The sequence below is a fragment of the Cupriavidus gilardii genome (assembly GCF_017598945.1).
Taxonomy (GTDB): domain Bacteria; phylum Pseudomonadota; class Gammaproteobacteria; order Burkholderiales; family Burkholderiaceae; genus Cupriavidus; species Cupriavidus gilardii_E.
Genome location: NZ_JAGFTW010000006.1, coordinates 168,826 through 194,107 on the forward strand (window position 1 = coordinate 168,826; position 25,282 = coordinate 194,107).

Below are 25,282 nucleotides of genomic sequence, written 5' to 3' on the forward strand. Positions count from 1 at the left end.
CATCGAACCGCCCCTCCGGCCCCAAGCCACCGGCCCCGCGCCGCCCATCGCCATGTTCGTCCTGATCCTGCTGCTGCTGATTCTGATCAGCGCCTTCTTCTCGATCTCCGAGATCGCCCTGACCGCCGCGCGCCGCACCAAGCTGCAGACGCTGTCGGAGCGTGGCGACCGGCGCGCGACCAAGGTGATGCTGCTCAAGGAGGAACCCGGCAACTTCTTCACCATCGTGCAGATCGGCGTCAATACGGTCGCCATCCTCGCCGGCGTACTGGGCGAGAAGCATCTGTCGGAATTTGCGTACGCGTTGCTGTCGCCCTACTTCAGCGACACAGTCGCGCAGCGCGCCGCCAATATCGGTTCCTTCCTGGTGGTCACGCTGCTGTTCATCCAGTTCGCCGACCTGATTCCGAAGCGGATCGCGATGAGCTTCCCCGAGGCCTGCGCGCTGGCGGTGATCGGACCGATGCTGTGGCTGCTGAAGGTGCTCAAGCCGCTGGTCTGGCTGTTCAACGCCGCCGCCGATGCCGCGCTGCGGCTGCTCGGTCTGCCGACCAAGACGGTCGAGCAGATCACGTCGGAAGACATCGCGGCGATGGTCGATGCCGGCGCCGAGGCCGGCGTGCTGCTCAAGCACGAGATCCACCTGATCGAGAACGTGTTCGAGCTGGACTCCAAGAGCGTCACGGCGATCATGACGCCGCGCGACGAGGTGGTCTATCTGGCGCTGGACGAGAGCCCCGACAGCCTGCGGCGCAAGCTGGTCAAGTATCCGCACGCGCAATATCCGGTCTGCGACCACGATCTGGACGACGTGCAGGGCTTCGTCGAATCGCAGGACATCCTGCAATCGATGCTGGCCGACGAAGCCGATTCGGCGATCGCCAATCTGGCGCGGCACTACGACAAGAACGTGCTGGTGATTCCCGACACGCTGACGCTGTCCGAGGCGATGACGCGCTTTCGCGAGATGCACCAGAGCTTTGCCGTGGTGATGAACGAATACGGGCTGGTGGTCGGCATCGTCACGCTCGACGATATCGTCGGCGCGCTGATGGGCGACATCCTGTATTCGTCGGAGGACGAGCAGATCGTGCGCCGCGACGAGGACTCGTGGCTGGTCGACGGCGTGACGCCGCTGGTCGATCTGAAGAAGGCGCTGGACCTCGAGGCGCTGCCCGCCGAGGACTATGTCGATACCGCGGCCGGGCTGGTCATCTATACGCTGAAGCGCATCCCGAAGAAGTCGGAATTCATCGAGACCGCCGGCTACCGCTTCGAGGTGCTCGACATCGACCACCACAAGATCGACCAGTTGCTGGTATCGCGGCTGCCGGCGGGCCGTGGCGGCGGCGGCGGCGGCGGTGGCGGTGGCGGTGGCGGTACGGTCAGCCCGGCGACGCCCCCGGCCGATCGGGCCGAGCCGGAATCCGCTCGGTCGCCGGGGCCGGAGGAGGCGCCAGTGAAGGCGCGGCCTTAGCGGCATCGCGGTAGCGCTCCACGTTGTGGGGCAGATGATAGACCGCGACCCACGCCCCCATCGCCAGCGCGGCGGCCGCGGCGACGCCTGCGAGCGGCGCCGGCGAGAGCCTGGCGGGCGCATGCAGCGTCAGATAGGCGGTCGCCAGCATCACGATCCAGGCCATGCCCAGCGCGTAACCCGCCACCACGTCGGACAGCCAGTGCATGCCCAGATAGAGGCGCGACAGCCCGATGGCGACCACCACGGTCGCCGTGACCGCCAGCACCGGGATGCGCACGCGCCAGGGCTGCCGCACGCACAGCAGAAAGGCCAGGAAGCCGTAGGTCACCATGCTGCTGGTCGCGTGTCCGCTCGGAAACGAAAACGATTCGACGCCGCCATAGATGCTGGCCGGCCTGCCGCGCGCGAGTCCGTACTTGAGCACCATCACGCAGGCCCGCGCGCCGATCAGCGCGATCGCCCAATAGATGGCGGCGGCCCACGCGCGGCGCCACGCCAGCCAGGCGAACACCGCAATGCCGATCGCCACCGCGATGCGGGCGCCGCCGAATTCGGTGATGGCGGTCATCGTGACATCGAGCCAGTCCTGCCGGCCCTGCTGCAGCCACGCAAATACGGCCTGGTCGATGCGCACCAGCGGCGTTTCCGCGGCCACCGCCAGTGCCAGCCAGATCAGCAGGCCGCCGCTGCCCAGCAACACCGCGGCGGCGATCGTCACCAGCAATATTTCTGCGACCTCGCGCTCCAGCAGCTTCAGCATGCGCGGCCAGCGGTCGCCCGCACGCGCGTGCAGCGCATCGCGCGCGACGTGCCGCAACGCATCGAGCAGCCGCATCACGGGATGGAGCAGCACCAGCGCGACCCGCACCAGGCACAGGCCCAGCACGGTCAGCACGACGAACAGCAGCAGGCCGCCGATCAGCAGGCCGGGCGTGGGCTGCTCGAAGCGCAGCCAGGCGGGCCAGGCGGCGATCAGCTCGTCCATCGTGTCCTCGATCTCTTCGTCAATGCAGGCATGGGCAGGTTCCGTGTATGCGTAGTGGATCGCGGCCATGACCGTGTCATCCGGTCGTAGTACAAGGGACCGCGTCAGTCCGCATGATAGAACGCGGCGCGGGCAGATCGCCGCCACGACGCAATCGCGCTGAACTCACGCTTGAAAATTTTGCAGTGGCCGCGCCGGCACGAAGCCGTTAGGCTATGCAGCGAGCGCGACGAGGAGAGAACCCCGATGCCACGCGACAATACCCCGCCCCTGCAGCATCTGCATCCGAAGCTGCGACAGGTCAGCAACGGCAGCGAGCCGGTCAACCAGCTGCGCGCGCAGTATTCGCAATGCGTGGTCACCCGCAAACCCGTGCTGCCGGAACCCGCCGAACGCCGGCTGACGGTCGAGCAGCAGGAGCGCGACCGCTTCGCCGCCGGCCTCAGCGATTACAGCTGTCTGACGGTGCATCGCGGCCGCGTGACGCGGCCCAAGCAGCAGGCCATGCCGGTGGCCGACGACGTCTTCATCAACGTGATCGTCGAGACGGAGCCGCGCGAGCCCGGCGCGCGGGACGACACCGAACACGTGCTGCGCGCGATCGACCGCATGCTGGCCGAAGCCGGCCATCGGCGCCGCCCGGGGCAGCAGCCTGCGACGCCGCTGCTGCATCGGCGCAATTTCATCGCCGCCACCGTGCCGATCTCCACGCTGCGCGCGCTGGCCGCGCTCGACGGCGTGCGCTACGTGCACCGCAGCGAAACGCTGTCGCTGCGGCTGCCGCGCCCCGACCGCGGTCCGGACCGTGATGCCGCGGCCGCCGCCGCGATCGCGCCCACGCCCCGGCGTGTCGCGGTCGACGGGCAGCCGCAAAGCGGCGCGGGCGTGCTGATCGGCATCATCGATGTGGGCGGCTTCGATTTCTCGCATCCGGACTTCGTCGATGCCGACGGCAATTCGCGCTTCGTCTCGATCTGGGACCAGGGCGGCGATTTCCGTCCGCCGCCCCAAGCGTTCGGCTACGGCGCGGAGCTGACGCGCGAGCGGCTCAATGCGGCGCTGCAGGCCGCGCGCAAGGGCGGGCCGCCCGCGACCGAGCTGGAGCGCCAATCGCAGCAGGAGCCCGGCTCGCATGCGACCCATGTGGCCAGCATCGCGGCCGGCAATCAGGGCCTGTGCCCCGGCGCGCTGATCGCCGGCGTGCTGATCAGCGTCGAGCCGCCCGGCGACGACTATGCCGCGCGGCGCTGGACCTTCAGCGACGCCTCGCGCATCGTCCATGCCGTCGAATACCTGCTGGCGGTCGCCGAGCGCGAGGGCCTGCCGCTGTCGATCAATATCAGTCTGGGGACCAACGGCGGTTCGCACGACGGCGCCAATGGCACCTGTCGCTGGCTCGACGCGTTCCTGGCCACGCCGGGCCGCGCGATCTCGATTGCCGCCGGCAACGCCGGACAGGAGCGGCCCACCGACGAAGATCGCTTCGGCTGGATCATGGGCCGCATCCATACCAGCGGCAGGATCGCGGCCGCCGGCCTGACCGTCGAGCTCGAATGGATCGTGGTCGGCGACGGCATCGCCGATCTGTCGGAGAACGAGCTGGAAATCTGGTACGGCGCGCAGGACCGCTTCACGGTCTCGGTGCAGCCGCCCGGCTCGACCGAGTGGTACGAGGTCGCGCCGAAGCAGTACATCGAGAACCGGCGCCTGCCCGACGGCACCGTGCTGTCGGTCTACAACGAGCTCTACCACCCGTCCAACGGCGACAACTATATCGGCGTCTATCTGTCGCCGTTCCTCGATGCGCGCGCCTATACGCCGATCACGGCCGGCGTGTGGAAGGTGCGGCTGCACGGCGACGAGATCCGCGACGGCCGCTTTCATGCGTGGATCGAGCGCGACGATCCGATGGAACTGCAGCGGCGGCGCGAGCTCGCGGCCTACCGCTTTCCGTCGTTCTTCGCCGAGGCCACCAACGTCGATTCGCACTCGATCAATTCGCTGGCCTGCGCGCATTGGGTGATCGGCGTGGCGAACGCCGACGCAGAGCAGGCGCGCGTCCATATCTCCAGCAGCCAGGGGCCGACCCGCGACGGCCGCAACAAACCCGATGTCTGCGCGCCAGGCACCGGCATCGTGGCGGCCAACGGCTTCGTCGAGGGCGGAGGCTGGGTCGCGATGACCGGCACCAGCATGGCCAGTCCCTATGTGTGCGGCGTGATCGGGCTGATGCTGGCCGCCAAGCCGACGCTGACGGCGGCGCAGTGCCAGGGCATCCTGCGGCGTACCGCGCGGCCGCTGCCTTCGCACGACTACGCCTGGCGCAACGATGCCGGCTACGGTCTGATCGACCCGGTCGCCGCGATCGCGGAGGCGCGCGCCTTCGACGAGCGCCGGGAGCGGCGCGACCCGCCGGCACGGAGGCGCGCATGAAGATCCGCCTGTTCCAGTCCTATCAGGGCGACTGCCTGCTGATCGAGGCGGCATCGGGCCATCGGATGCTGTGCGACGGCGGCACCGGCGCCGCGATGCGCGATTTCGTCGCGCCATCGCTGGAGCGGCTCGCACGCGACGACGCCATGCTCGATCTGGTCTACGTCTCGCATATCGACGACGATCATCTGGGCGGCGTGCTGACGATGCTCGAGGCCGCGCTCGAGTGGAAGGTCTACGATTACCACGCCGAGCGCGGCGATCCGCCCGCCAGGCCGGAGTCTCGCCGCGTGCCGCGCATCGGGGCGCTGTGGCACAACGCCTTCCGCGATCAGATCGGCGACAACGCGGGCCCGATCCACACGCTGCTGGCCGCCAGCGCGCGGGCGCTGCGGGCCAGCCATGTCGAGCCGCTCGAGATGCTCGGGCGCGAGTACGCGCGCATTGCGAACTCGGTGCCGCAGGCGCTGCGCGTATCGCGGCTGGTCAAGCCGGATCTGCTCGATATCCCGTTGAATGTCCCGTTGGGCGAGGCCGCGGCGCTGACCGCCGCGCCCGCCGGCAAGCTGATCGTCGCGCGGCCCGACGCACCGGCGCAGTCGCTCGGTTCGCTGCGCATCCGCGTGCTCGGCCCCACCGCGGCGGAACTGAAGCGGCTGCGCGAGGGGTGGAATCACTGGCTGCGCGATCCGGCCAATCGGCTGCGCGCCCAGGCCATTCGCGACCGCTATGCCAGCGGCCTGCTGGCGATGGCCGGCGGCCGGGCCGACGATCCGTTCGACCTGCGCGAGTGGGAGGGCACGCCGTCGTACCAGGGCGTCACCACGCCGAATATTGCGTCGCTGATGCTGCTGGTCGAGGAGGAGAACCGCCGCGTGCTGCTGACCGGCGACGCGCATCCCGACATGATCCTGGCCGGGCTGAAGCAGGCCGATCTGCTGCGCGACGGCGCGCTGCACGTCGATGTGCTCAAGGTCCAGCATCACGGCTCCGAGCACAATATGTCGCCGGCCTTCTGCCGCGCGGTATCGGCCGACCATTACCTGTTCTGCGGCAACGGCGCGCATACCAATCCGGAACTGACGGTGCTCGACGCCTTGCTGGCCGCGCGCGTCGGCCCGGCCGACAAGCGGGCACGCGCGCCCGAGGCCGAATCGCGGCCCTTCACGTTCTGGTTCAACACCACCGCCGCCGCGCAGACGCAGCAAAGCCATATCGCGCACATGGAACAGGTCGAGCGCTGGGCCGACGCCGCGCTGCGCAAGCACGGTCCGCGGCTGCGCGTGCGCTTCGTCGACGGCGCCTACGCCAGCCTGACGCTGCGTTGAATCCGGCGATCCGCGCCGCTATTTGAGGGCGTGCTCGAAGGCCACCGCGGGCGCGGACAGGCGCCGGTCGAGCTGGCCCGCCAGTTCGTGCGCCGCTTCGGCAAAGCGCTCGCGCAGCTGGTCCGCCAGGCTGGGAATGCCGCGATGGCTGGCGCGCAGCATCTGGATCTCGAAGGCCATCGCCGGCTGAATCTCGTGCAGCGAGACGGCCTGCGGATCGCTGCCCAGCGCGGTGTACTGGTCGAGCAGCGCCACGCCCAGCCCGCTCTCGACCAGCTTGCGCGCCAGCGAGTAGGTCTGCACCTCGAGCGTCGAACGCGGCTCCAGCGCATTGCGCGCCAGCAACTGGCGCACCATCAGGCCGAGCGAGCTGTGATCGTCGTAGCCGATGAAGGCGCGATCCATCAGCCTGGCCATCGGCAGCGGCGTGCGGCGCGTCGCCCCCGACAGCGGCTGGCCGCGCGGCACCGCCAGCAGCATGCGGCCCTCGGCCACCGTCTGCGCCGCGATCGCCTCGTGCGGCGGCGGCGCGAAGGCAAAACCGATATCGATCTGGTTGCGCAGCAGGCCCTGCACGATCTCGTCGGTATGGTGGGTCAGCACCTGCACCTGGGTGTCGGGATGCTTCGCGCAGAAGCGCTGCAGCGCCGGCACCAGCAACGGATCGGCCAGGCTCGGCGTGGCCGCGACGCGCAGCCGGCCGGCGCCCTTGTGGCGCAGGCTCTCGGAGACCCGCCGGACGCGGTCGATCTCCCCGTATAGCCGCTCGACATCGCCGTACAGCGCGGTGGCCTCGGGTGTCGGCCGCAGCCGGCCCTTGGCGCGGTCGAACAGCCGGAAGCCGAGCGAGGCCTCGGCATGCTGCAGCACGCGCGTGACCACCGGCTGCGAGACATGCAGCAGCCGTGCGGCCTCGCTGACGGTGCCGGTCAGCATCACGGCGCGAAAGACCTCGATTTGTCGCAGGCGCATGGGAAATCGCGGGAAATCAGGCAGGCCGGGGAACCAGCCAACCCGGGTATAGCCGAAAGACATATTCTGGCACGTCTTCGCATTGGGCAGCCGGGCCGCCCTGCTCTACCCTTGCCGGATCGCAAATGGGCAAAAGACGGATACGGCAATGAAGGTGGTGATCACCGGCGCCGGCGTGGTCGGCATGGCCACCGCCTGGCAACTGGCCAACGACGGTCATGAGGTCACGGTGCTGGAGCGGCGTGATGGTCCCGGGCTGGAGACCAGCTTCGCCAACGGCGGGCAGCTCAGCTACAGCTATGTCGCGCCGCTGGCCGGTCCCGGCGTGCTGGCCAAGGTGCCGGGCTGGCTGCTGCGCCGCGACGCGCCGCTGCGCTGGCGGCCGCGGCTGGACCCGGCCCAATGGCGCTGGCTGGCCGCCTTCGTCGGCGCCTGCAATGCCTCGCGCAGCGATGCGACGACGCGCAAGCTGCTGCGGCTGGCCTTCCATTCGCGCGACCGCATGCGGGCCTTCCTGGACCGCCACGAGATCGACTTCGATTTTGCGCGGCGCGGCAAACTGATCGTCCACCGCGACACCGCCAGCTTCGATGCGGCGCGCCGGCTGCTGGACTACCAGGCCGGACTCGGCAGCGAACAGCATGCGCTGGACCGCGACGCCTGCGTGGCCCTTGAGCCGGCGCTGGCAGGCATCCGCGACCAGATCGTCGGCGCCATCCATACCCCCAGCGAGGAGGTGGCCGATTGCCACCGCTTCTGCGTCGGGCTGGCCGATCTGCTGCGCCAGCACCCCAACGTGTCGCTGCGTTTCGGCACCGCGGTGCGCGCGATCGAACGCCAGGGCGACGCGGCCCGCGGCGTGCATACGGACAACGGCTTCGAGGCAGCCGACGCGGTGGTGCTCGCCGGCGGCATCGGCAGCGCGACGCTGCTGCGCCCGCTCGGCCTGCGCGCGCCGCTGTGGCCGCTGAAGGGGTACAGCATTACCGTGCCGGTCGGCAACGGCGCGCACGCTCCGCATATCAGCGTGACGGACTTCGCCCGCAAGATCGTCTACGCGCGCATCGGCAATACGCTGCGCGTGGCCGGCATGGCCGACCTGACGCGCCCGGATACGCGCATCGACGAGCAACGCGCGGCGACGCTGCTGCACGAAACGCGCTCGGTGTTCGGCGGCATCGCCGGCGATCGCCGCTTGTCCGACCTGCAGCCCTGGGCCGGGCTGCGTCCGGCCACACCGAGCGGTCTGCCACTGATCGGACAATCGCGGCTGCGCAACCTGTGGCTCAATATCGGCCACGGCGGATTGGGGTTTACGCTGGCAATGGGCAGCGCGGCCCTGCTGGCGGATACGATGGCGGGGCGGCCGCCCGCTGTCGATCCCGCGGATTACAGCGCGACGCTGGCGTAGCGGCCCCGCCGCCGGCGCGTACCAACAGAAGAGCGGAAACAAGAGCCGCCGCTTGCACGGCCCTTGCTAGCAGTACCACCCGATGTCGCGTTTGAACAAGAGCCGTTCCACAACCAAGGAGAGCCTGACCATGAAACTGCCTACCGCCACCCGCACTGCGCCACGACAGGCGCGCCGTTCGCTGCGGTCCGCCCTGGGCGCGCTGCTGACCGCCGCGCTCGCTTACGGTGCGTTCGGCACCATCGGCGCCGCCCATGCCCAGCAGAACGACACGCTGGCCAAGATCAAGCAGAACGGCGTGATCACCCTCGGCCATCGCGAATCGTCGATCCCGTTCTCCTATACCAATGGCCGCGAGGTCATGGGGTATTCGCACGAGATCATGATGGCGATCGTCGACAAGGTGAAGACGCAGCTGAACATGCCGAACCTGCAGGTGCGGATGATTCCGATCACCTCGCAGAACCGCATCTCGCTGATGCAGAACGGCACCATCGATCTCGAATGCGGCTCGACCACCAACAACCTCGAGCGCCAGAAGCAGGTCGGCTTCACCAACAGCCTGTTCGTCTACGGCATCCGCATGCTGGTGCGCAAGGACGCCGGCGTAAAGGACTTCGACGATCTGAAGGGCCGCAACGTGGTGACCACCGCCGGCACCACGGGCGAGCGCCTGCTGGTCAAGATGAACGGCGAGAAGGCGATGAACATGAACCTGACCGGCGCCAAGGATCACGGCCAGGCCTTCCTGATGCTCGAATCCGGCCGCGCGGTCGCCTTCGTCATGGATGAGCCGCTGCTGTACGGCGAGCTGACCAAGGCCAAGAATCCGGGCGAATGGACCGTTGCCGGTACGCCTCTGCAGACGGAAAACTACGCCTGCATGCTGCGCAAGGACGATCCGCAGTTCAAGGCCCTGGCCGACGGCGTGATCGCCGACCTGATGAAGTCGGGCAAGGCCGAGCAGCTGTACAAGAAGTGGTTCCAGTCGCCGATCCCGCCGCGCGGCATCAACATGAATTACCCGCTGTCGGCGGAGATGAAGGACCTGTTCGCGAACCCGAACGACAAGGCGTTCCAGTAAGCGTTTCGGTTCCTGCCAGCAAGAAGTCCGCATGGAAGTCCGCATCGGCGCCGAGCGCGTCGATGCGGACTTTTCTCATTCTGCGCGCGGCTCCAACCGAAACGTAAAGTGCGTGCATTTTTCAGAAGCCTCAAAGACGGCTGATCGGCAAGATACGCGGGTCTCAACACGGTATCGCCGATCATGGTTTTGACCTACGACTCTTGCTACAAGCTGCTGTTCTCCACGCCCGAACTGGTGCGCGAACTGATCACCGCATTCATCGAGGACGACTGGCTGCGCAGCCTCGATTTCGAATCGCTGGAGAAAATACCTACGCAATACGTTGGCGACAACCTGCGCCAACGCGCGAACGATGTGGTCTGGCGCGTCCGCGCCGATGGCGATCGGGTCCACCTCTATATGCCGATCGAGTTCCAGAGCACCGTGGACCCGTATATGGCGGTCCGCGTCATGGAGTATCTGGGATTGCTATATCAGGACCTTGGCCGCCGCAGGAAGGTGCTCGCGAAACGCAAGCTGCCTCCGGTGCTACCGCTTGTGATGTACACGGGAAAAGCGCGCTGGACCGCGCCTACCGATATCACCTCCATGGTCATTACTGCTCCTCGGATGGCATCGAGGTTTCGGCCGCAACTTGCCTACGTGCTGATCGATACGAGCCGGTATCAAGACAGCGAACTGCAGGCGCTGAACAATCGCGTGGCCATGGTGATCCTCATCGAGCGTGGGGATCTGGATCGTCTGCCGGAGCTGGTGGATCAACTGAACGAGATGATCGCTGGCGACGTCGAACTGCACCGGATTTTCTCGATCTGGATGCGCCAACTACTCCATCGCCGCAGCAACGGCGTTCTGTTGCTGCCGGAGGTGGTCAACCTGAAGGAGGTCAATATGAGCCTCGTGCAATCTCTGAACGAGTTGAGGCAGAAGGGAATTTTGCAAGGGAAGGCGGAAGGGGAAGCCTACGTGCTGCAGAAGGTGCTGACACAGCGGTTCGGTTCGCTACCGCGGGACATTGCGTCCTGCATCGCGGCGGCCGACGCCGAACAGCTCGAAAGCTGGGTGGATCGGCTGGATGAAGCCCATTGCCTTGAGGACATCTTCGGTGAGCACGTCGAGGAATTCGCCCATGCCTGAAAAGGAAACTGAAAAGCAATCCCCGCTAAAACAACTGCAACAGCAGCTTGAAGACTTGGTGAAGGCTGGGAAATTTGAACTCCAATCGCGCGATTGGGCGGATGGCCGGATGCATGGATATCGCGAGGGCCAGGCCGAAGGCAGGCGTGAAATGGTGGCACTGCTTCTCCAGCTATCCATCCGCAAGGAATTTGGCGAACTGCCTGGGCGGCTTTCCCTGAAAATTCGCGAGGCCAGCTTCGATGACCTTGTCGCGTGGCTGTATCGAAGGGCACTAGGGATGCCACTGGAAGACCCGCTGCCTGGCTGCGAGGACCTCGGCTGAGCGAGCGGAGTCCAAAACAAAAACCCCCGAAGGCAGGCCTTCGGGGGTTTTGCACTACTGGCGGAGAGGGTGGGATTCGAACCCACGGTACCGTTGCCGGTACGCCTGATTTCGAGTCAGGTACATTCGACCACTCTGCCACCTCTCCTGAACTGGTCGCGTTGCGGCGAAACCGAGATTATAGAGAAGTCAAAAACGGACTGCAAGAGGCTCAGCGCCTTTTTGGCATGATTTCCTGATTCAACCGCCTCGACTTCATGCCTCCGGTTCGAGGCGCGTCAGGCCACCCAGATACGGCTGCAGCGCGGTCGGCACGGTGACCGAGCCGTCGGCGTTCTGGTAGTTCTCGAGGATCGCCACCAGCGTGCGGCCGACCGCCAGGCCGGAGCCGTTCAGCGTGTGCACGAGCTCGGGCTTGCCCTGGCCGGCGCGGTAGCGGGCCTGCATGCGGCGCGCCTGGAAGTCGCCCATGTTCGAGCACGAGCTGATCTCGCGATAGGTGTTCTGCGCGGGGATCCAGACTTCGAGGTCGTAGGTCTTGGTGCTGCCGAAGCCCATGTCGCCGGTGCACAGCACGATGGTGCGGAACGGCAGGTCCAGCTTCTTCAGGATCGCCTCGGCATGGCCGGTCAGCTGCTCGAGCGCGTCGAACGATGCCTCCGGGCGCACGATATGGACCAGCTCGACCTTGTCGAACTGATGCTGGCGAATCATGCCGCGCGTGTCCTTGCCGTACGAGCCGGCCTCGGAGCGGAAGCAAGGCGTATGGGCGACGAAGCGCAGCGGCAGCTCGTCGGCCGACGCGATGGCGTCGCGCATCAGATTGGTCAGCGGCACCTCGGCGGTCGGGATCAGGTAGTAGTTCTCGATCCGCTCGCCGCCGTCGGCGCCCTCGCCGCCCACCTGGCGCGGCACCTTGAACAGGTCGTCCTCGAACTTGGGCAGCTGGCCGGTGCCGCGCATCGACGCCGCATTGACGATGTACGGCACGTACATCTCGGTGTAGCCATGTTCGAGCGTATGGGTATCGAGCATCAGCTGCACCAGCGCGCGATGCATGCGGGCGATGCCGCCGCGCAGCACCGCGAAGCGCGAGCCGGTGATCTTGGCCGCGCTCTCGAAATCGAGCCCGAGCCGCTCGCCCACGTCGACGTGGTCGCGCACCGCAAAGTCGAAGCTGCGCGGCGTGCCGACGCGGCGCACTTCGACGTTGTCGTGTTCGTCCTTGCCGACCGGCACGCTGTCGTGCGGCAGATTCGGCAGCGACAGCATCAGCTGCTGCAGCTGCGCCTGGATGTCGTCGAGCCGCGCCGCCGATGCCTTCAGCGTGTCGCCGATGCCGCCGACCTCGGCCATCAGCGCCGACGCGTCCTCGCCCTTGCCCTTGGCCATGCCGATCTGCTTGGACAGCGTGTTGCGGCGGGCCTGCAGTTCCTCGGTGCGGGTCTGCAGTTGCTTGCGCTCGCTTTCGAGCGCCTGGAAGGCGCCCAGGTCGAGTTGGAATCCGCGCGTGGCGAGGCGTTGTGCCACGGCGTCGAGGTCTTTGCGGAGCAGCTGGATGTCGAGCATGTTTGCGGGAAAAGCGTGCGGTCGGAGCGATCGGGAAGCGGCAGGCATGCCGCCGAACCGCACATTTTACTGCACCGCGGCAGCGCCCTGCCGGGACGCCGGCCCCGGGGACGGCCTGCCGCCCGCAGCCAGGCTAGCTGTCGCTGTCGTCCGCCTTGCCGCCCTTCCCCGCTGCCTGGCTCTTCTGGCGCCGATGCCAGGCGTCATCGAGCTCGCGCAAATGGCGCAGCTTGTCGCCGATCTTGCCTTCCAGGCCGCGCGGCGTCGGCCGATACCAGCCCTGGGCCTTCAGATCGTCAGGGAAATAGTGCTCGCCGGCGGCATAGGCCTCGGGCTCGTCGTGCGCATAGCGGTAGGCATGGCCGTAGCCGAGCTCCTTCATCAGCTTGGTCGGTGCATTGCGCAGATGCACCGGCACCGCACGCGACTTGTCCTTGGCGACGAAGGCGCGCGCGGCGTTATAGGCGTTGTAGCCGGCGTTCGACTTGGGCGCGACCGCCAGATAGATCAACGCCTGCGCCAGCGCCAGTTCGCCCTCGGGCGAGCCCAGCCGTTCATAGGTCTCGGCCGCGTCCAGCGTCATCCGTGCCGCGCGGGGATCGGCCAGGCCGATGTCCTCCCACGCCATCCGCACGATCCGGCGGGCCAGATAACGCGGGTCGGCGCCGCCGTCGAGCATGCGGCAGAACCAGTACAGCGCCGCGTCGGGGTCGGAGCCGCGCACCGACTTGTGCAGCGCGCTGATCTGGTCGTAGAACGCATCGCCGCCCTTGTCGAAGCGGCGCAGGTTCTCCGACAGCGCGCTGCCCAGCAGCGCCTTGTCGATCGTCTGCGCGCCGGCGGTACGCGCGGCCCGCGCGACGATCTCGATATTGTTCAGCAGCTTGCGGCCATCGCCGTCGGCCGAGGCGACGATCAGCTGCAGCGCGTCGTCGTCCCACGCCACGCCGCCGAGCGCGTCGCTGGCGCGCAGCGCGAGCTGGCGCAGCTCGCCGTCGTCCAGGCTCTTGAGCACATAGACCGCGGCGCGCGACAGCAACGCGCCGTTGACCTCGAACGACGGGTTCTCGGTGGTCGCGCCGATGAAGGTGAACAGGCCGCTTTCCACATGGGGCAGGAAGGCGTCCTGCTGGCTCTTGTTGAAGCGGTGGACCTCGTCGACAAACACCAGCGTGCGGCGCCCGTGCGCGCGATATTGCTCGGCGCGCTCGACCGCCTCGCGGATGTCCTTGACGCCCGACAGCACCGCGGACAGCGCGATGAACTCGGCATCGAAGGCATCGGCCATCAGCCGCGCCAGCGTGGTCTTGCCGACCCCGGGCGGACCCCACAGGATCATCGAATGCGGTTCGCCCGATTCGAACGCCACGCGCAGCGGCTTGCCGGGGCCGAGCAGATGCTGCTGGCCAATGACCTCGTCGATATTGCGCGGGCGCAGGCGCTCGGCCAGCGGTTGTCGGGAAGCGTCGGAGGGTTCGGAAAACAGCGTGTCCGGCACGATGGTCAAGCCTTGGGTTTCGGTGCGGGCGGCGCGCGCGAATGTCGATGCAGCTTCCTGCGAAGGCGGCGCGGCCGGCCAAAGCGCCAGTGTAGTGCATCCTCGCGCGGCGACGCCCGATGGCCGCCGACTCGCCGCGCTAGCGCGGAAACGCGACCAGGTCGTCGACCTCGACGCGGATGCCGATCCAGTCGCCGACGCCGTGGTCGTGGTGCGACGGCGCCAGCGACAGCACCTTGCCGCCGCTGGCCAGCCGCAGCGTGTACAGGATCTCGGCGCCGCGGAAGGCCTTGTGCAGGATCTGCGCGCGCAGCGCGCTGGCATCGTCGTGCAGGATGTCGTCGGGGCGGATCAGCACGTCGACCTCATCGACGCCGGGCGCCAGCGCCAGTCCATCGCGGCTGTGCAGCGTGCCGAGCTCGCAATCGACCTGGCCCGGTGCCGTCACGCGCGCCGGCATCAACACGCCCTGCCCGATGAAATCGCCGACGAAGCGCGTGGCGGGCTGGTGATAGAGCTGATGCGCCGTGCCCCACTGCTCGATCGCACCGGCGTGCATCACGCCGATCTCGTCGGCCATCGCGAAGGCTTCGAGCTGGTCGTGCGTGACGAGGATCGCGGTCGCGCCCTGGGCCTTCAGGATCGCGCGCACCTCCAGGCTCAGGCGCTCGCGCAGGTCGACGTCGAGATTCGAGAACGGTTCGTCGAGCAGCAGCAGCTCGGGCCGCGGCGCCAGCGCCCGGGCCAGCGCCACGCGCTGCTGCTGGCCGCCGGACAGCTCGTGCGGGAAGCGCGCGCCGGCGCCCGCCAACCCAACCAGCTCCAGCACTTCGGCGACGCGCTCGCGCCTGGCCTGCCGGCTCTGCCGATGCAGGCCGAAGGCGACGTTGTCGGCCACGCTCAGATGCGGAAACAGCGCGTAGTCCTGGAACACCATGCCGACGCGCCGCCGTTCGGGCGGCACCGCCACGCCCGGTGCCGAGACCAGTTGTCCGTCCAGCACGATCCGTCCGCCCCGCAGCGGCTCGAAGCCGGCGATGGCCCGCAGCACCGTGGTCTTGCCGCAGCCGCTGGGGCCCAGCAGGCAGCCGATGCTGCCGCGTGTCAGCGAGAACGACAGATCGTCGATGACGATCTGGCTGTCGAAGCCGTGGCGGATGTGCTCGACCTCCAGCACGAGATCGGGCGGCTGGCCGACCGAGGCAGGGGCGGCATCGGACCGTGGCGAGGCAACCGGGACAGTGGTGGCCGTAGCCAGGCCGGTATCGAGATCGAAGGCGGACATGCGAATCATTATAAGTATCAGCAACGCCGGAGCGGCGGTTGATAGAATGCCCCAGCCGCGCCGTCTGCGGCACCTCCCTGGCCGACCGTCGCGCATGTCCCTGCTCCAGCCCGCCCGATTGCCCGATAACGACCACGCCTGCGCGGCACCGCGCGGACGGTGGCCGATGGCAATCCATCCGTTGTCGATCGCGGCGGGGCTGGTCGCCCTGCTGATCGCCGTGCCGATCCTCGTCGTGGCATCGAGCCTGCTGAGCCCCAGCACCGAGACCTGGCACCACCTGGTCGACACGGTGCTCGGCGAATACATCGCCAACACGCTGTGGCTGCTGGCCGGCGTCGCTGTCGGCGTGCTGCTGCTGGGGGTGCCCACCGCGTGGATGGTCTGCACCTATCGCTTCCCCGGCCGCGGCCTGATGGAGTGGGCGCTGGTGCTGCCGCTGGCGATGCCCGCCTATGTGATCGCCTACGCCTATACCGACGCGCTGCAGTTCGCCGGACCGGTGCAGACCGCGCTGCGTGCGCTGACCGGCTGGGGCGCGCGCGATTACTGGTTTCCGGACGTACGGTCCCTCGGCGGCGCGATCGTGCTGTTTTCGCTGGTGCTCTATCCCTACGTCTACCTGACCGCGCGCGCCGCCTTCCTGCAGCAGACGCTGAACACGCTGGAGGCGGCCCGCCTGCTCGGCCATGGACCGTGGCGCAGCGTGCTGCGCGTGGTACTGCCGCTCGCGCGTCCCGGCATCGCGGCCGGCACCGCGCTGGCCATGATGGAAACGCTGGCGGACTTCGGCACCGTCGCCTATTTCGCGATCCCGACCTTCTCGACGGGGATCTACCGCGCCTGGTTTTCGCTCGGCGACAAGAGCGCCGCCGCACAGCTGTCAGCCTGCATGCTGGCCTTCGTGATCGCGATATTGGTGGCCGAGCGGATCTCGCGCGGCCGGGCGCGCGTGCATGGCGGCCAGCGGCGCGTGTCCACCTATCGGCTGACCGGCTGGCGCGGCTGGGCCGCGCTGGCGGCCTGTGCGCTGCCGGTGCTGCTGGGCTTCCTGGTGCCGGCGCTGATGCTGTTCGAGATGGCCTTCACCGACGGCGACGCGCAGTTCGGCCCGCGCTTTGTCGGACTGGTGCGCAACAGCTTCGTGCTGGCCAGCGTCACGGCGTTGGCCGCGGTGCTGATCGCGCTGGCGATCGGCTATGCCGGCCGCCTGGGCCGCGGCTGGCCGATGCGGGCGCTGCTCCGGCTGTGCGGCATGGGCTATGCGCTGCCGGGCTCGGTAATCGCGGTCGGCGTGCTGGTGCCGGTCGCGCGGCTCGACAATGCGATCGCGGGATGGGTTCAGCAACTGACCGGCGTCTCGCCGGGGCTGCTGCTGACCGGCGGCATTGCCGCGCTGGTCTACGCCTATCTGGTGCGCTTTCTCGGCGTCGCGCTGCAGACCGTCAATGCCGGGCTGGCGAAGATCACGCCCAGCATGGACACCGCCGCCCGCAGCCTCGGCCACGGCCCGGCGGCGACGCTGCGCCGCGTGCATCTGCCGATGCTGCGCGGCAGCCTGCTGACGGCGGCGCTGATCGTCTTCGTCGACGTGATGAAGGAGCTGCCGGCGACCTTCGTGATGCGTCCGTTCAATTTCGACACGCTGGCCGTGCAGGCCTACAACCTGGCCGCCGACGAGCGGCTCGCCGAGGCTGCGACCGCCTCGCTGGTGATCGTGCTGGTCGGCCTGATTCCGGTGATCGTGTTGTCGCGGCAGATCCGCCGCAGCGCGCAGGACTGAGCCCGCACGACGGACCGCGAAAGAGGCGGTCGGCAATACCGCGCTAAAGACCGCCCCATTTCCGCCGTTATCCCGTGAATGCCAAGCTGGGCCGCGCAAGCCGGCCCGGTTTCCTCGAACACGATGGGCGGGAGTCGTATGCAAATTCGTTACCGGATGCTGGTCTTCAAGATGTCGCGGCTGGCCAGCCAGAACAAGCTGACCGCAGTGCAGGAGATCGGCTTCGCCACCGAGCTGGCCGAGCTGGTGGTCAAGGAAGGCATCGCCGAGCGGGTCGTGCAGGAACTGTTCGACGATGACCATCCGCAGCTGCGCCGCATTGCCATCAATGCGATCCGCCGCACCGGCCGCTTCGACGTGCCGGGATTGCAGTCGGCGCTGCTGCGCCGGCTGGCCGATCCCGAGCCGTGGCTGCGCCACGATGCGGTCTGGGTGATGCAGGAAGCGGCGATGGACGGCGGCCTGGTGCGCGCCGGGCTGCGCCGGCTGGCGGGAAGCGTGCAGCTGCCGCAGGACGCGGTGCGCGCCAAGTCCACTCCGGCAGACGCGCTGCTGCAGGCGCAGGTGCGCGCGCGACAGGCGCTCGATGCCTTGCTGAAGAAGGATGCGCAGGCCGCGCTGGCGGCGCTGCGCGCGACGCTGGCGACCTTTGCCGCGTTGAATCAGGAGCCGTACGGCAGCGGCACGATCGGCCAGATGAATCTGGCGCGGCGCGAACTGCAGCGCCGCATGGCCAAGCGCGCCTTGTCGAGCAGCACGAAGCTGACCTTCCGCCGCGTCGAGGGGCCGGACGGCAAGGCGGCGTTCGCGCAGACGGCGAGCACCGCCAGCGGTGTCACCGGGGCCGGCCCGACGGGCCCGGACACGACCGGCGGCGATCCGTCGTAACAACCGCCGCCCGCCGCGCCCTTCAGCCGGCGATCACTTGAAGCCGGCCTTGTCCGCCAGCTTCTGCGCGACCGGCTGATATTTGCCGAGCTCGGCCACGTTGATCTTGTCGGCCTTGAAGCTGCCCAGCGCTTCCAGCGCCGGGTTGGCGACCTTGACGCTCGGCACCACCGGCCATTCGTTGTTGCCGTTGGCGAAGTAGGCCTGCGCCTCGTCGCTGGCGAGGTACTCCAGGAACTTGACCGCCGACTCCTTGTTCGGCCCGTGCTTGAGCATGCCGCCGCCCGAGATGTTCATGTGCACGCCCTGGCTGTCCTGATTCGGCCAGACCACGCCGAGCTTGTCGGCCACCGCCTTGTCCTCCGGCTTGGTCGACTTCAGCAGCCGCGCGATGTAGTAGGTGTTGGAGATTGCGAGGTCGCATTCGCCAGCAGCGACGGCCTTGAGCTGGTCGGTGTCGCCGCCCTTCGGCGTGCGCGCCAGGTTGGCCACGACGCCCTGCGCCCAGCGCTCGGTCTTCGCTTCGCCGTCATGCGCGATCAGGCTGGAGATCAAAGACAGGTTGTAGACGTGGCCGCTGGAACGGGTGCACAGCTTGCCCTTCCACTTCGGGTCGGCCAGGTCTTCATAGGTCTTGATGTCGCCCGGCTTGACGGTGTCCTTGTTGTAGGCGATCACGCGGGCGCGCGCCGAGAAGCCGAACCATTCGCCGTTGGGATCGCGAAAGTTGGCGGGAATGCGCGATTCGAGCACCTTCGACTTGACCGGCGCGAACACGCCGGCCTGCTGGGCGCGCCACAGGCGGCCGATATCGACGGTGATGAAGACGTCCGCGGGGCTGTTGGCGCCCTCGCTCTTGATCCGCTCGAGCAGCGGGTCTTCCTGCCCCTCGATGCGGTTGATCTTGATGCCGGTCTGTTTGGTGAAGTTGCTGTACAGCGCCTCGTCGGTCTGATAATGCCGGGCCGTATAGAGGTTCAGCACCTTTTCCTGGGAGCCCTGGGCCATCGCGGCCAAGGGAATCGACGCGGCGCTGGCCGCCATGGCGAGAGCTGCCGCACCGGGCAGCAGACGACGAAACACGTACATGGACTCCTCCGGGCTTTGCGGTTGCGCCGCTGGCCAGATGCCAGCGGGCGAGCGCAAACAATAATGATTCCCGTTTTCGGCGTCAATGTCGGTTTCCCCGCGTGGAACCGTCGCCACAGGCCGAGGGGGTCGCCTGCCGATGTGGCCCCGAAGTTGCCGCGAAACTGCCGCGAAGACCGGCGTCGTCCTCAGCCGCTGGCGCGCGACACCAGCTCGCCCATCGCATCGGCGGGCAGCGGGCCGTGGCAACCGCGTTCGCCGCCGCGCTTCTGCGTCACCAGCCAGACCCGGCCGGGCTGGCCGCTCGGCCGCAGCAGCCACGCGTCGCCGCGCGCGGCGCCGGGCAGCTCCTCCAGCACGCCGCTGCGCTCGGACTGCAGCATGGTCGCGCAGTCGCGGGCCGACGCTGCCGTGGCGGCGAGGAAATCCGGGTGGGTCAGCACCTCGGCCAGCGTGGTGTCGGGGGCGCGCAGAAAGGCGTCGATGTCGAACTGCCGGTTGGCCGCCGCCGTCTTGCCCCCAGTGCAGGCGCCTGCGGCCAGCAGCGCGGTCAACGCGGTGGCCAGCGCCGCGCCTCGCACGATGGCGCGCCTCATTGGCGGATCACGTCAGCGCCCTTGGGGACGCTGAAGCGGAAGGTGTCGGCGGGCAGCGACGGGTTCTTCTGCATCGCCGAGAAGGTCAGCAGCGTGGTATTGCCGAAGGCGTCGCGCAGCTCCATCGCTTCCAGATTGCCGCCCTTGAAGCCGATGCCGATCCGTTCGAACTGGGTGTCCTTGGCCTTGGGCGTCAGCTCCAGCCATTCGATGCCGTCGCGGGTCGGGCCGTCCTTGATGACGAAGCTCTTCTCCAGGTCGTTGCTGCCGAACAGGATCGCCGCCGGGCTCGAGCCCAGCGCGGCGTCGAGCTTGCGCTCGGTGACCTGGTTCAGATCCTTGTCGTAGATGTACAGCGTCTGGCCGTCGGCCTGCAGCAGCTGCTCGTAGGGCTTGGTATAGCGCCAGGCGAACTTGCCGGGACGCGAGAACACGAAGGTGCCGCTGGCGGTGCCGGTGACGCGCATCGCTTCGCCCGCGCCCTTGACCTGACGTTGGGTGAACTCGCCGCGCGCGCTCTTGACGGTGGTGACGAAGGTCTTCAGCTGATCGGTGGCGGCCGCTTGTGCGGTGGCCGGGGCCAGCGCGGGCCATGCCAGGGTGGCGGCGGTGCCGATGGCGGCAAGGGTGGACGCCATTACGCGATGAGGCATGCAATCGATCCTTGTGTTGGGTGACTGTTCGATTAGAGCCGAGGACCGGCGCCGGATTCCGCCCGCATGCGTCAGCAAGCGTGACACGCGTAACGGCATATTACCGGCCGGCCGGCGCGCGCTGCCGCGCGCCCCATTCCGGAGACGCCATTCCGCAGGCGCTATTCTTCGCGCGCGCCACCGGCGGGCGCCAGGATGTCGCGGTTGCCGTTGCCCGACATCGCCGACACCAGACCCGCCTTCTCCATATCCTCGAGCAGGCGCGCGGCGCGGTTGTAGCCGATGCGCAGATGGCGCTGCACCAGCGAGATCGACGCACGGCGATTCTTCAGCACCACGTCGACCGCCTGGTCGTACAGCGGGTCGGCCTCGCCGCCACCGCCGATGCCGGCTCCGCCGCCCAGCCCATCGACACCGATCTCGCCGTCGACCAGACCGCCCTCGAGAATGCCCTCGATATAGTTCGGCTCGCCGGCTTCCTTCAGCCGGTCGACCACGCGGTGGACTTCGTCGTCCGAGACAAAGGCGCCGTGCACGCGCACCGGCAGGCCGGTGCCCGGCGCGAGGTACAGCATGTCGCCCATGCCGAGCAGCGCCTCGGCGCCCTGCTGGTCCAGGATCGTGCGCGAGTCGATCTTGCTGCTGACCTGGAACGAGATCCGCGTCGGCACGTTGGCCTTGATCAGGCCGGTGATCACATCGACCGAAGGCCGCTGCGTCGCCAGGATCAGGTGAATGCCGGCCGCGCGCGCCTTCTGCGCGATCCGCGCGATCAGCTCCTCGACCTTCTTGCCGACCACCATCATCAGGTCGGCCAGCTCGTCGATGACGATCACGATCATCGGCAGCTTGTCGAGCGGTTCCGGCGCATCGGGCGTCAGGCTGAACGGATTGGGAATCTTTTCCTCGCGCGCCGCGGCCTCGTCGATCTTCTTGTTGTAGCCCGCCAGATTGCGCACGCCCATCTTGCTCATCAGCTTGTAGCGGCGTTCCATCTCGCCGACCGCCCAGTTCAGCGCATTGCCGGCCTGGCGCATGTCGGTGACGACGGGGCACAGCAGATGGGGGATGCCCTCGTAGATGCTCATTTCCAGCATCTTCGGATCGATCAGGATCAGCCGCACGCTGTCGGCCTTGGCCTTGTACAGCAGCGACAGGATCATCGCGTTGATGCCGACCGACTTGCCCGAGCCCGTGGTACCGGCAACCAGGCAGTGCGGCATGCGCGCCAGATCGGCGACCACCGGCTTGCCGGCGATGTCCTTGCCGAGCGCCAGCGTCAGCTGCGAGGCGCTCTCGTTGTAGACCTGCGAGCCGAGGATCTCGCCCAGGCGCACCGCCTGACGCTTCGGATTCGGCAGCTCCAGGCCCATGTAGTTCTTGCCCGGGATGGTCTCGACCACGCGGATCGACACCAGCGACAGCGAGCGCGCCAGGTCCTTGGCGAGGTTGACGATCTGGCTGCCCTTGACGCCGGTGGCCGGTTCGATCTCGTAACGGGTGATCACCGGACCCGGATAGGCGGCCACGACCTTGACCTCGACGCCGAAGTCCTTGAGCTTCTTCTCGATCAGGCGCGAGGTGAATTCCAGCGTCTCGGCGCTGACGGTCTCCTGCGAGGCCGGCACCGGATCGAGCAGCGACAGCGGCGGCAGATCGGCATCCTGCAGATCGGCGAACAGCGGCTGCTGCTTCTCCCGCTCGACCCGCTCGTGCTTGGGCACCGCCTGCGGCCGCACGATCTGCACCGGCGCCGCCTCCTCGATGCGCACACGCTGGACCTCGACGGTTTCGGTGCGCTCGACCTTGGCGGCCTCGCCGATGATGCGGTCCTGCTTGCTCTCGCGGCGCGCCTTGAAGCCGAGGAAGGCGGTCTCGACGAAGCCGCCGACCTTCTCGCAGACCGACAGCCAGGAGAAATGGAAGAACAGCGACAGGCCGATCGCCAGCATCAGCAGCAGCAACAGCGTGGCGCCGGTGAAGCCCAGTGCCGTCTGCAGCCAGCCCCCCAGCAGATCGCCCAGCACGCCGCCGGGCGCGCGCGGCAGCGCCTCGCGCAGCGGATACATGCGGACCGCTTCGAGGCCCATGCTGGCGGCCAGCGTCAGGCCGAAGCCGATCCAGCTGACCACCACGCCCTGGCGTGCCTGCTCGACCTGGTCGGGGAATTCGGCAGTCAGCACGCGCCAGCCGCGCCAGCAGCGGCGCACCAGCAGCACGCCGAGCCAGTAGGCGGAGAAGCCGAAGATGAAGAACAGCACGTCGGCCATCCAGGCGCCGACGCGGCCGCCCAGGTTATGGATCTGCGCGACCTGATTGGCGTGCGACCAGCCCGGATCGGCCTTGCTGTAGCTGGCCAGGATGCACAGGAAGGCCAGCGTCGCGGCCAGCAGCAGGAACCAGCGCACTTCTCCCAACAGCTTGCCGATGCGGGAAGGCAGGACGGAGGGATCGGTGCGGGTGGTCGTGGTGGTTCTGGCCATGCGTCGTTGAAGATCGCGGCGCGCCGGGGCGCCGGGAGGAATTGCGGTGGCCGCATTTTACCCCCGCCGCAGGCTATCGCCGCCATTGGAATTTGCAACAATGCGCCAACGCCGGTCCACTTATAATGCGGGTTTTCGATACCCATGCCGGCGCGCCGCGCACGCCGGCCACAGGAACGCATCATGGCCAAACACGCGAAAGTGCTGATTCTCGGTTCCGGTCCCGCCGGCTACACCGCCGCCGTCTACGCGGCGCGCGCCAATCTGGAGCCGGTGCTGATCACCGGCCTGGCCCAGGGCGGTCAGCTGATGACCACCACCGACGTGGAGAACTGGCCGGCCGATCCGAACGGCGTGCAGGGCCCCGAGCTGATGCAGCGCTTCCTCGAGCATGCCGAGCGCTTCAAGACCGAAATCATCTTCGACCACATCCATACGGCCAAGCTGACCGAGCGTCCGATCCGACTGATCGGCGACGCCGGCGAGTACACCTGCGACGCGCTGATCATCGCCACCGGCGCCTCGGCGCAGTATCTGGGCCTGCCCTCCGAAGAAAACTTCATGGGCCGCGGTGTGTCGGCCTGCGCGACCTGCGACGGCTTCTTCTACAAGAATCAGGAAGTCGCGGTGATCGGCGGCGGCAATACCGCGGTCGAAGAGGCCCTGTATCTGTCGCATATCGCCAGCAAGGTCACCGTGATCCATCGCCGCGACAAGTTCCGCGCCGAGCCGATCCTCGTCGATCGCCTGCTGGCGCGCGAGAAGGAAGGCCGCGTCGAAATCGTCTGGAACACCGTGCTGGACGAGGTGCTGGGCGACGAGTCGGGCGTGACCGGCGTACGCATCCGCAATGTGCAGAGCGGCACCACCGAGGAGCGCAAGCTCGCCGGCGTGTTCGTCGCGATCGGGCACAAGCCGAACACCGACCTGTTCGTCGGCCAGCTGGAGATGAACAACGGCTATATCGTGACCAAGAGCGGCCTGTCGGGCGACGCCACGGCCACCAACATCCCGGGCGTGTTTGCCGCCGGCGACGTGCAGGATCACGTCTATCGCCAGGCCATCACCAGCGCGGGCACCGGCTGCATGGCCGCGCTCGACGCGCAACGCTATGTCGAAGCGCTGAAGTAAGGTTGTTTGCTCGCCTTGCGGCGAGCTTGCCCTCTCCCCCTGCCCCTCTCCCGCAAGCGGGAGAGGGGAAAACCGGCGTGTCTGCTGCCCCTGGCTTTCACCCTCTCCTGCCAGCGGGAGAGGGGAAAGCCCGCGTATCTGCTGCCACTGGTTTTCTCCCCTCTCCCGCTTGCGGGAGAGGGGCCGGGGGAGAGGGATCTCCACCGATCCGCCTGCGCTACCTTCTGCGCCGGATCGTGTTACCTTGCCGGTTTCACGGTCTTGCCCGCCGCCACGCGGCGGTTCTGCTTTCCCATCATGAAGCACGGTGCCAGCAAATCCGGCCGCCCTGCCGGGTCCTCCCCGACTCCCGCCCGTACCCGCCTTGGCCTCGACGATCTGGCGCGCCTGCGCGATCAGATGAAGGCCGATGCCGAGCGCCGCGAGGCCGAGCGTCTTGCCGCCGAGGAAGCGGCGCGCCAGGCTGCCCTGGAGGCCAATGTGTTCCGCAACAGCATCGGCAATGTCCAGACATTGCGCGATCGCAATCGCGTGATGCCGCCGGCCCGGCGCCCCGATCCGGTGCCGGTGCAAAGCCAGCTCGACGACCAGGCCGTGCTCGCGGCCTCGCTGTCCGATCAGTTCGACGTGGAAAACCTGCTGGAGACCGACGACACGCTGTCGTTCCGCCGCCCCGGCATCGGCGACGACGTGATTCGCAAGCTGCGGCGCGGCGAATGGGTGCCGCAAGACCGGATCGATCTGCACGGGCTGCGCCGCGACGAGGCGCGCGAGGCGCTGGCCGATTTCCTGCGCCGTTGCGTGCGGCGCGGCGTGCGCTGCGTGCGCGTGATCCACGGCAAAGGCAACGGCTCGCCGGACAAGCAGCCGGTGCTCAAGGGCAAGGTGCGCAGCTGGCTGGTGCAGAAGGAGGAAGTGCTGGCCTTCGTGGAGGCGCGTGGCGCCGAGGGCGGCTCAGGGGCCTTGATGGTGTTGCTGCGCCAGCCGTATGCGTGACGGCTGACGGTTTCCCTCTCCCGGGCGGGAGAGCAACCGTGTCAAGTGGGCATGTTGTTCTGCCATGGCTGACCGGACTTCACCATCGCGTTGAGGACCGTTAGCAGCTTGCGCATACACGCGGTAATGGCAACCTTGAAGGGCTTGCCGGCG

The 25,282-nt window shown here is 67.9% G+C and carries 20 protein-coding genes, 1 tRNA gene and 1 pseudogene; 11 read left to right on the top strand and 11 right to left on the bottom strand.

All coding sequences use genetic code 11. From position 1 onward, the window contains the following. Positions 1-52 precede the first annotated feature (52 nt). The gene (locus J5T34_RS03995; protein ID WP_208578707.1) at positions 53-1,477 is read left to right on the top strand and encodes a hemolysin family protein; all 1,425 of its coding nucleotides are present in this window, start codon (positions 53-55) and stop codon (positions 1,475-1,477) included. Here the strand turns inward: J5T34_RS03995 and J5T34_RS04000 are convergent. After that, positions 1,386-2,534: a phosphatase PAP2 family protein gene (locus J5T34_RS04000; RefSeq protein ID WP_244258686.1), complete on the bottom strand. Its 1,149-nt coding sequence runs from the start codon at positions 2,532-2,534 to the stop codon at positions 1,386-1,388. The two genes, J5T34_RS03995 and J5T34_RS04000, sit on opposite strands and share 92 nt — an antisense overlap. Positions 2,535-2,711: 177 nt before the next feature. Here J5T34_RS04000 and J5T34_RS04005 point away from each other — a divergent pair, with 177 nt between their 5' ends. Together J5T34_RS04005 and J5T34_RS04010 are read left to right on the top strand one after the other, a co-directional pair. Continuing rightward, positions 2,712-4,898 (top strand): S8 family peptidase, encoded by a 2,187-nt coding sequence (locus tag J5T34_RS04005; protein ID WP_208578708.1) that lies wholly within the window; start codon positions 2,712-2,714, stop codon positions 4,896-4,898. Further along, entirely contained in the window at positions 4,895-6,226 is a 1,332-nt protein-coding gene (locus J5T34_RS04010) for an MBL fold metallo-hydrolase (RefSeq protein WP_208578709.1), read from the top strand. The genes J5T34_RS04005 and J5T34_RS04010 overlap by 4 nt, the downstream gene beginning before the upstream one ends. Before the next feature lie 18 nt (positions 6,227-6,244). On the opposite strand, the gene J5T34_RS04015 is transcribed toward J5T34_RS04010, so the two are convergent. Further along, complete coding sequence (locus J5T34_RS04015; RefSeq protein ID WP_208578710.1) at positions 6,245-7,198, bottom strand: LysR family transcriptional regulator; 954 nt, start codon at positions 7,196-7,198, stop codon at positions 6,245-6,247. 148 nt (positions 7,199-7,346) lie between these two features. Between J5T34_RS04015 and J5T34_RS04020 the strand changes: the two genes are divergently transcribed. The 4 genes from J5T34_RS04020 to J5T34_RS04035 all read left to right on the top strand — a co-directional run bounded on the left by J5T34_RS04020 (position 7,347) and on the right by J5T34_RS04035 (position 11,158). Beyond that, positions 7,347-8,609: a D-amino acid dehydrogenase gene (locus J5T34_RS04020; protein ID WP_208578711.1), complete on the top strand. Its 1,263-nt coding sequence runs from the start codon at positions 7,347-7,349 to the stop codon at positions 8,607-8,609. 130 nt (positions 8,610-8,739) lie between these two features. Beyond that, entirely contained in the window at positions 8,740-9,693 is a 954-nt protein-coding gene (locus tag J5T34_RS04025; RefSeq protein WP_208578712.1) for a glutamate/aspartate ABC transporter substrate-binding protein, read from the top strand. A gap of 183 nt (positions 9,694-9,876) precedes the next feature. Beyond that, positions 9,877-10,833, top strand: coding sequence for an Rpn family recombination-promoting nuclease/putative transposase (locus J5T34_RS04030; RefSeq protein WP_208578713.1), 957 nt, complete (start codon positions 9,877-9,879; stop codon positions 10,831-10,833). Further along, positions 10,826-11,158, top strand: a complete 333-nt coding sequence (locus J5T34_RS04035; protein WP_208578714.1) for a hypothetical protein — start codon at positions 10,826-10,828, stop codon at positions 11,156-11,158. The genes J5T34_RS04030 and J5T34_RS04035 overlap by 8 nt, the downstream gene beginning before the upstream one ends. A gap of 58 nt (positions 11,159-11,216) precedes the next feature. On the opposite strand, the gene J5T34_RS04040 is transcribed toward J5T34_RS04035, so the two are convergent. The 4 genes from J5T34_RS04040 to J5T34_RS04055 all read right to left on the bottom strand — a co-directional run bounded on the left by J5T34_RS04040 (position 11,217) and on the right by J5T34_RS04055 (position 15,510). Beyond that, positions 11,217-11,306, bottom strand: a tRNA-Ser gene (locus J5T34_RS04040). 107 nt (positions 11,307-11,413) lie between these two features. Beyond that, entirely contained in the window at positions 11,414-12,727 is a 1,314-nt protein-coding gene (serS, locus tag J5T34_RS04045; RefSeq protein ID WP_208578715.1) for a serine--tRNA ligase, read from the bottom strand. A 133-nt stretch (positions 12,728-12,860) separates the two neighbouring features. Continuing rightward, positions 12,861-14,225, bottom strand: a complete 1,365-nt coding sequence (locus J5T34_RS04050) for a replication-associated recombination protein A (protein ID WP_208578735.1) — start codon at positions 14,223-14,225, stop codon at positions 12,861-12,863. Positions 14,226-14,364: 139 nt separating this feature from the next. Then, positions 14,365-15,510: an ABC transporter ATP-binding protein gene (locus tag J5T34_RS04055; protein WP_208578716.1), complete on the bottom strand. Its 1,146-nt coding sequence runs from the start codon at positions 15,508-15,510 to the stop codon at positions 14,365-14,367. Positions 15,511-15,676: 166 nt separating this feature from the next. Between J5T34_RS04055 and J5T34_RS04060 the strand changes: the two genes are divergently transcribed. Then, positions 15,677-17,293, top strand: coding sequence for an ABC transporter permease (locus tag J5T34_RS04060; RefSeq protein ID WP_208578717.1), 1,617 nt, complete (start codon positions 15,677-15,679; stop codon positions 17,291-17,293). 138 nt (positions 17,294-17,431) lie between these two features. Next, on the top strand, positions 17,432-18,181 hold the full coding sequence (locus J5T34_RS04065) for a hypothetical protein (RefSeq protein ID WP_244258688.1): 750 nt from the start codon (positions 17,432-17,434) through the stop codon (positions 18,179-18,181). A gap of 33 nt (positions 18,182-18,214) precedes the next feature. Here J5T34_RS04065 and J5T34_RS04070 read toward each other — a convergent pair whose 3' ends face one another. From J5T34_RS04070 to J5T34_RS04085, 4 genes are all read right to left on the bottom strand, one after another. Then, entirely contained in the window at positions 18,215-19,270 is a 1,056-nt protein-coding gene (locus J5T34_RS04070) for a Fe(3+) ABC transporter substrate-binding protein (RefSeq protein ID WP_208578718.1), read from the bottom strand. 188 nt (positions 19,271-19,458) lie between these two features. Continuing rightward, positions 19,459-19,866, bottom strand: coding sequence for a hypothetical protein (locus tag J5T34_RS04075; RefSeq protein WP_208578719.1), 408 nt, complete (start codon positions 19,864-19,866; stop codon positions 19,459-19,461). Beyond that, positions 19,863-20,519, bottom strand: a complete 657-nt coding sequence (lolA, locus tag J5T34_RS04080) for an outer membrane lipoprotein chaperone LolA (protein ID WP_208578720.1) — start codon at positions 20,517-20,519, stop codon at positions 19,863-19,865. Before lolA ends, J5T34_RS04075 begins: the two co-directional genes overlap by 4 nt. Before the next feature lie 161 nt (positions 20,520-20,680). Continuing rightward, on the bottom strand, positions 20,681-23,002 hold the full coding sequence (locus tag J5T34_RS04085; protein WP_208578721.1) for a DNA translocase FtsK: 2,322 nt from the start codon (positions 23,000-23,002) through the stop codon (positions 20,681-20,683). 183 nt (positions 23,003-23,185) lie between these two features. Here J5T34_RS04085 and trxB point away from each other — a divergent pair, with 183 nt between their 5' ends. After that, positions 23,186-24,133 (top strand): thioredoxin-disulfide reductase, encoded by a 948-nt coding sequence (gene trxB, locus J5T34_RS04090; protein WP_208578722.1) that lies wholly within the window; start codon positions 23,186-23,188, stop codon positions 24,131-24,133. 297 nt (positions 24,134-24,430) lie between these two features. After that, positions 24,431-25,129 carry a Smr/MutS family protein gene (locus J5T34_RS04095; RefSeq protein WP_208578723.1) on the top strand — a complete coding sequence of 233 codons (699 nt, stop codon included), beginning with the start codon at positions 24,431-24,433 and terminating at the stop codon, positions 25,127-25,129. Between the two features lie 41 nt (positions 25,130-25,170). Here the strand turns inward: J5T34_RS04095 and J5T34_RS04100 are convergent. Beyond that, a pseudogene (locus J5T34_RS04100) lies at positions 25,171-25,282 on the bottom strand (IS110 family transposase); the annotation flags it as partial.

What these genes read in the sequence shown, in the direction of transcription:
- J5T34_RS03995 (WP_208578707.1), top strand. Translation starts at nt 53, where the DNA reads ATGTTCGTCCTGATCCTGCTGCTGCTGATTCTGATCAGCGCCTTCTTC.
- J5T34_RS04000 (WP_244258686.1), bottom strand. Translation starts at nt 2,534, where the DNA reads ATGGCCGCGATCCACTACGCATACACGGAACCTGCCCATGCCTGCATT.
- J5T34_RS04005 (WP_208578708.1), top strand. Translation starts at nt 2,712, where the DNA reads ATGCCACGCGACAATACCCCGCCCCTGCAGCATCTGCATCCGAAGCTG.
- J5T34_RS04010 (WP_208578709.1), top strand. Translation starts at nt 4,895, where the DNA reads ATGAAGATCCGCCTGTTCCAGTCCTATCAGGGCGACTGCCTGCTGATC.
- J5T34_RS04015 (WP_208578710.1), bottom strand. Translation starts at nt 7,198, where the DNA reads ATGCGCCTGCGACAAATCGAGGTCTTTCGCGCCGTGATGCTGACCGGC.
- J5T34_RS04020 (WP_208578711.1), top strand. Translation starts at nt 7,347, where the DNA reads ATGAAGGTGGTGATCACCGGCGCCGGCGTGGTCGGCATGGCCACCGCC.
- J5T34_RS04025 (WP_208578712.1), top strand. Translation starts at nt 8,740, where the DNA reads ATGAAACTGCCTACCGCCACCCGCACTGCGCCACGACAGGCGCGCCGT.
- J5T34_RS04030 (WP_208578713.1), top strand. Translation starts at nt 9,877, where the DNA reads ATGGTTTTGACCTACGACTCTTGCTACAAGCTGCTGTTCTCCACGCCC.
- J5T34_RS04035 (WP_208578714.1), top strand. Translation starts at nt 10,826, where the DNA reads ATGCCTGAAAAGGAAACTGAAAAGCAATCCCCGCTAAAACAACTGCAA.
- serS (WP_208578715.1), bottom strand. Translation starts at nt 12,727, where the DNA reads ATGCTCGACATCCAGCTGCTCCGCAAAGACCTCGACGCCGTGGCACAA.
- J5T34_RS04055 (WP_208578716.1), bottom strand. Translation starts at nt 15,510, where the DNA reads ATGTCCGCCTTCGATCTCGATACCGGCCTGGCTACGGCCACCACTGTC.
- J5T34_RS04060 (WP_208578717.1), top strand. Translation starts at nt 15,677, where the DNA reads ATGGCAATCCATCCGTTGTCGATCGCGGCGGGGCTGGTCGCCCTGCTG.
- J5T34_RS04065 (WP_244258688.1), top strand. Translation starts at nt 17,432, where the DNA reads ATGCAAATTCGTTACCGGATGCTGGTCTTCAAGATGTCGCGGCTGGCC.
- J5T34_RS04070 (WP_208578718.1), bottom strand. Translation starts at nt 19,270, where the DNA reads ATGTACGTGTTTCGTCGTCTGCTGCCCGGTGCGGCAGCTCTCGCCATG.
- J5T34_RS04075 (WP_208578719.1), bottom strand. Translation starts at nt 19,866, where the DNA reads ATGAGGCGCGCCATCGTGCGAGGCGCGGCGCTGGCCACCGCGTTGACC.
- lolA (WP_208578720.1), bottom strand. Translation starts at nt 20,519, where the DNA reads ATGCCTCATCGCGTAATGGCGTCCACCCTTGCCGCCATCGGCACCGCC.
- J5T34_RS04085 (WP_208578721.1), bottom strand. Translation starts at nt 23,002, where the DNA reads ATGGCCAGAACCACCACGACCACCCGCACCGATCCCTCCGTCCTGCCT.
- trxB (WP_208578722.1), top strand. Translation starts at nt 23,186, where the DNA reads ATGGCCAAACACGCGAAAGTGCTGATTCTCGGTTCCGGTCCCGCCGGC.
- J5T34_RS04095 (WP_208578723.1), top strand. Translation starts at nt 24,431, where the DNA reads ATGAAGCACGGTGCCAGCAAATCCGGCCGCCCTGCCGGGTCCTCCCCG.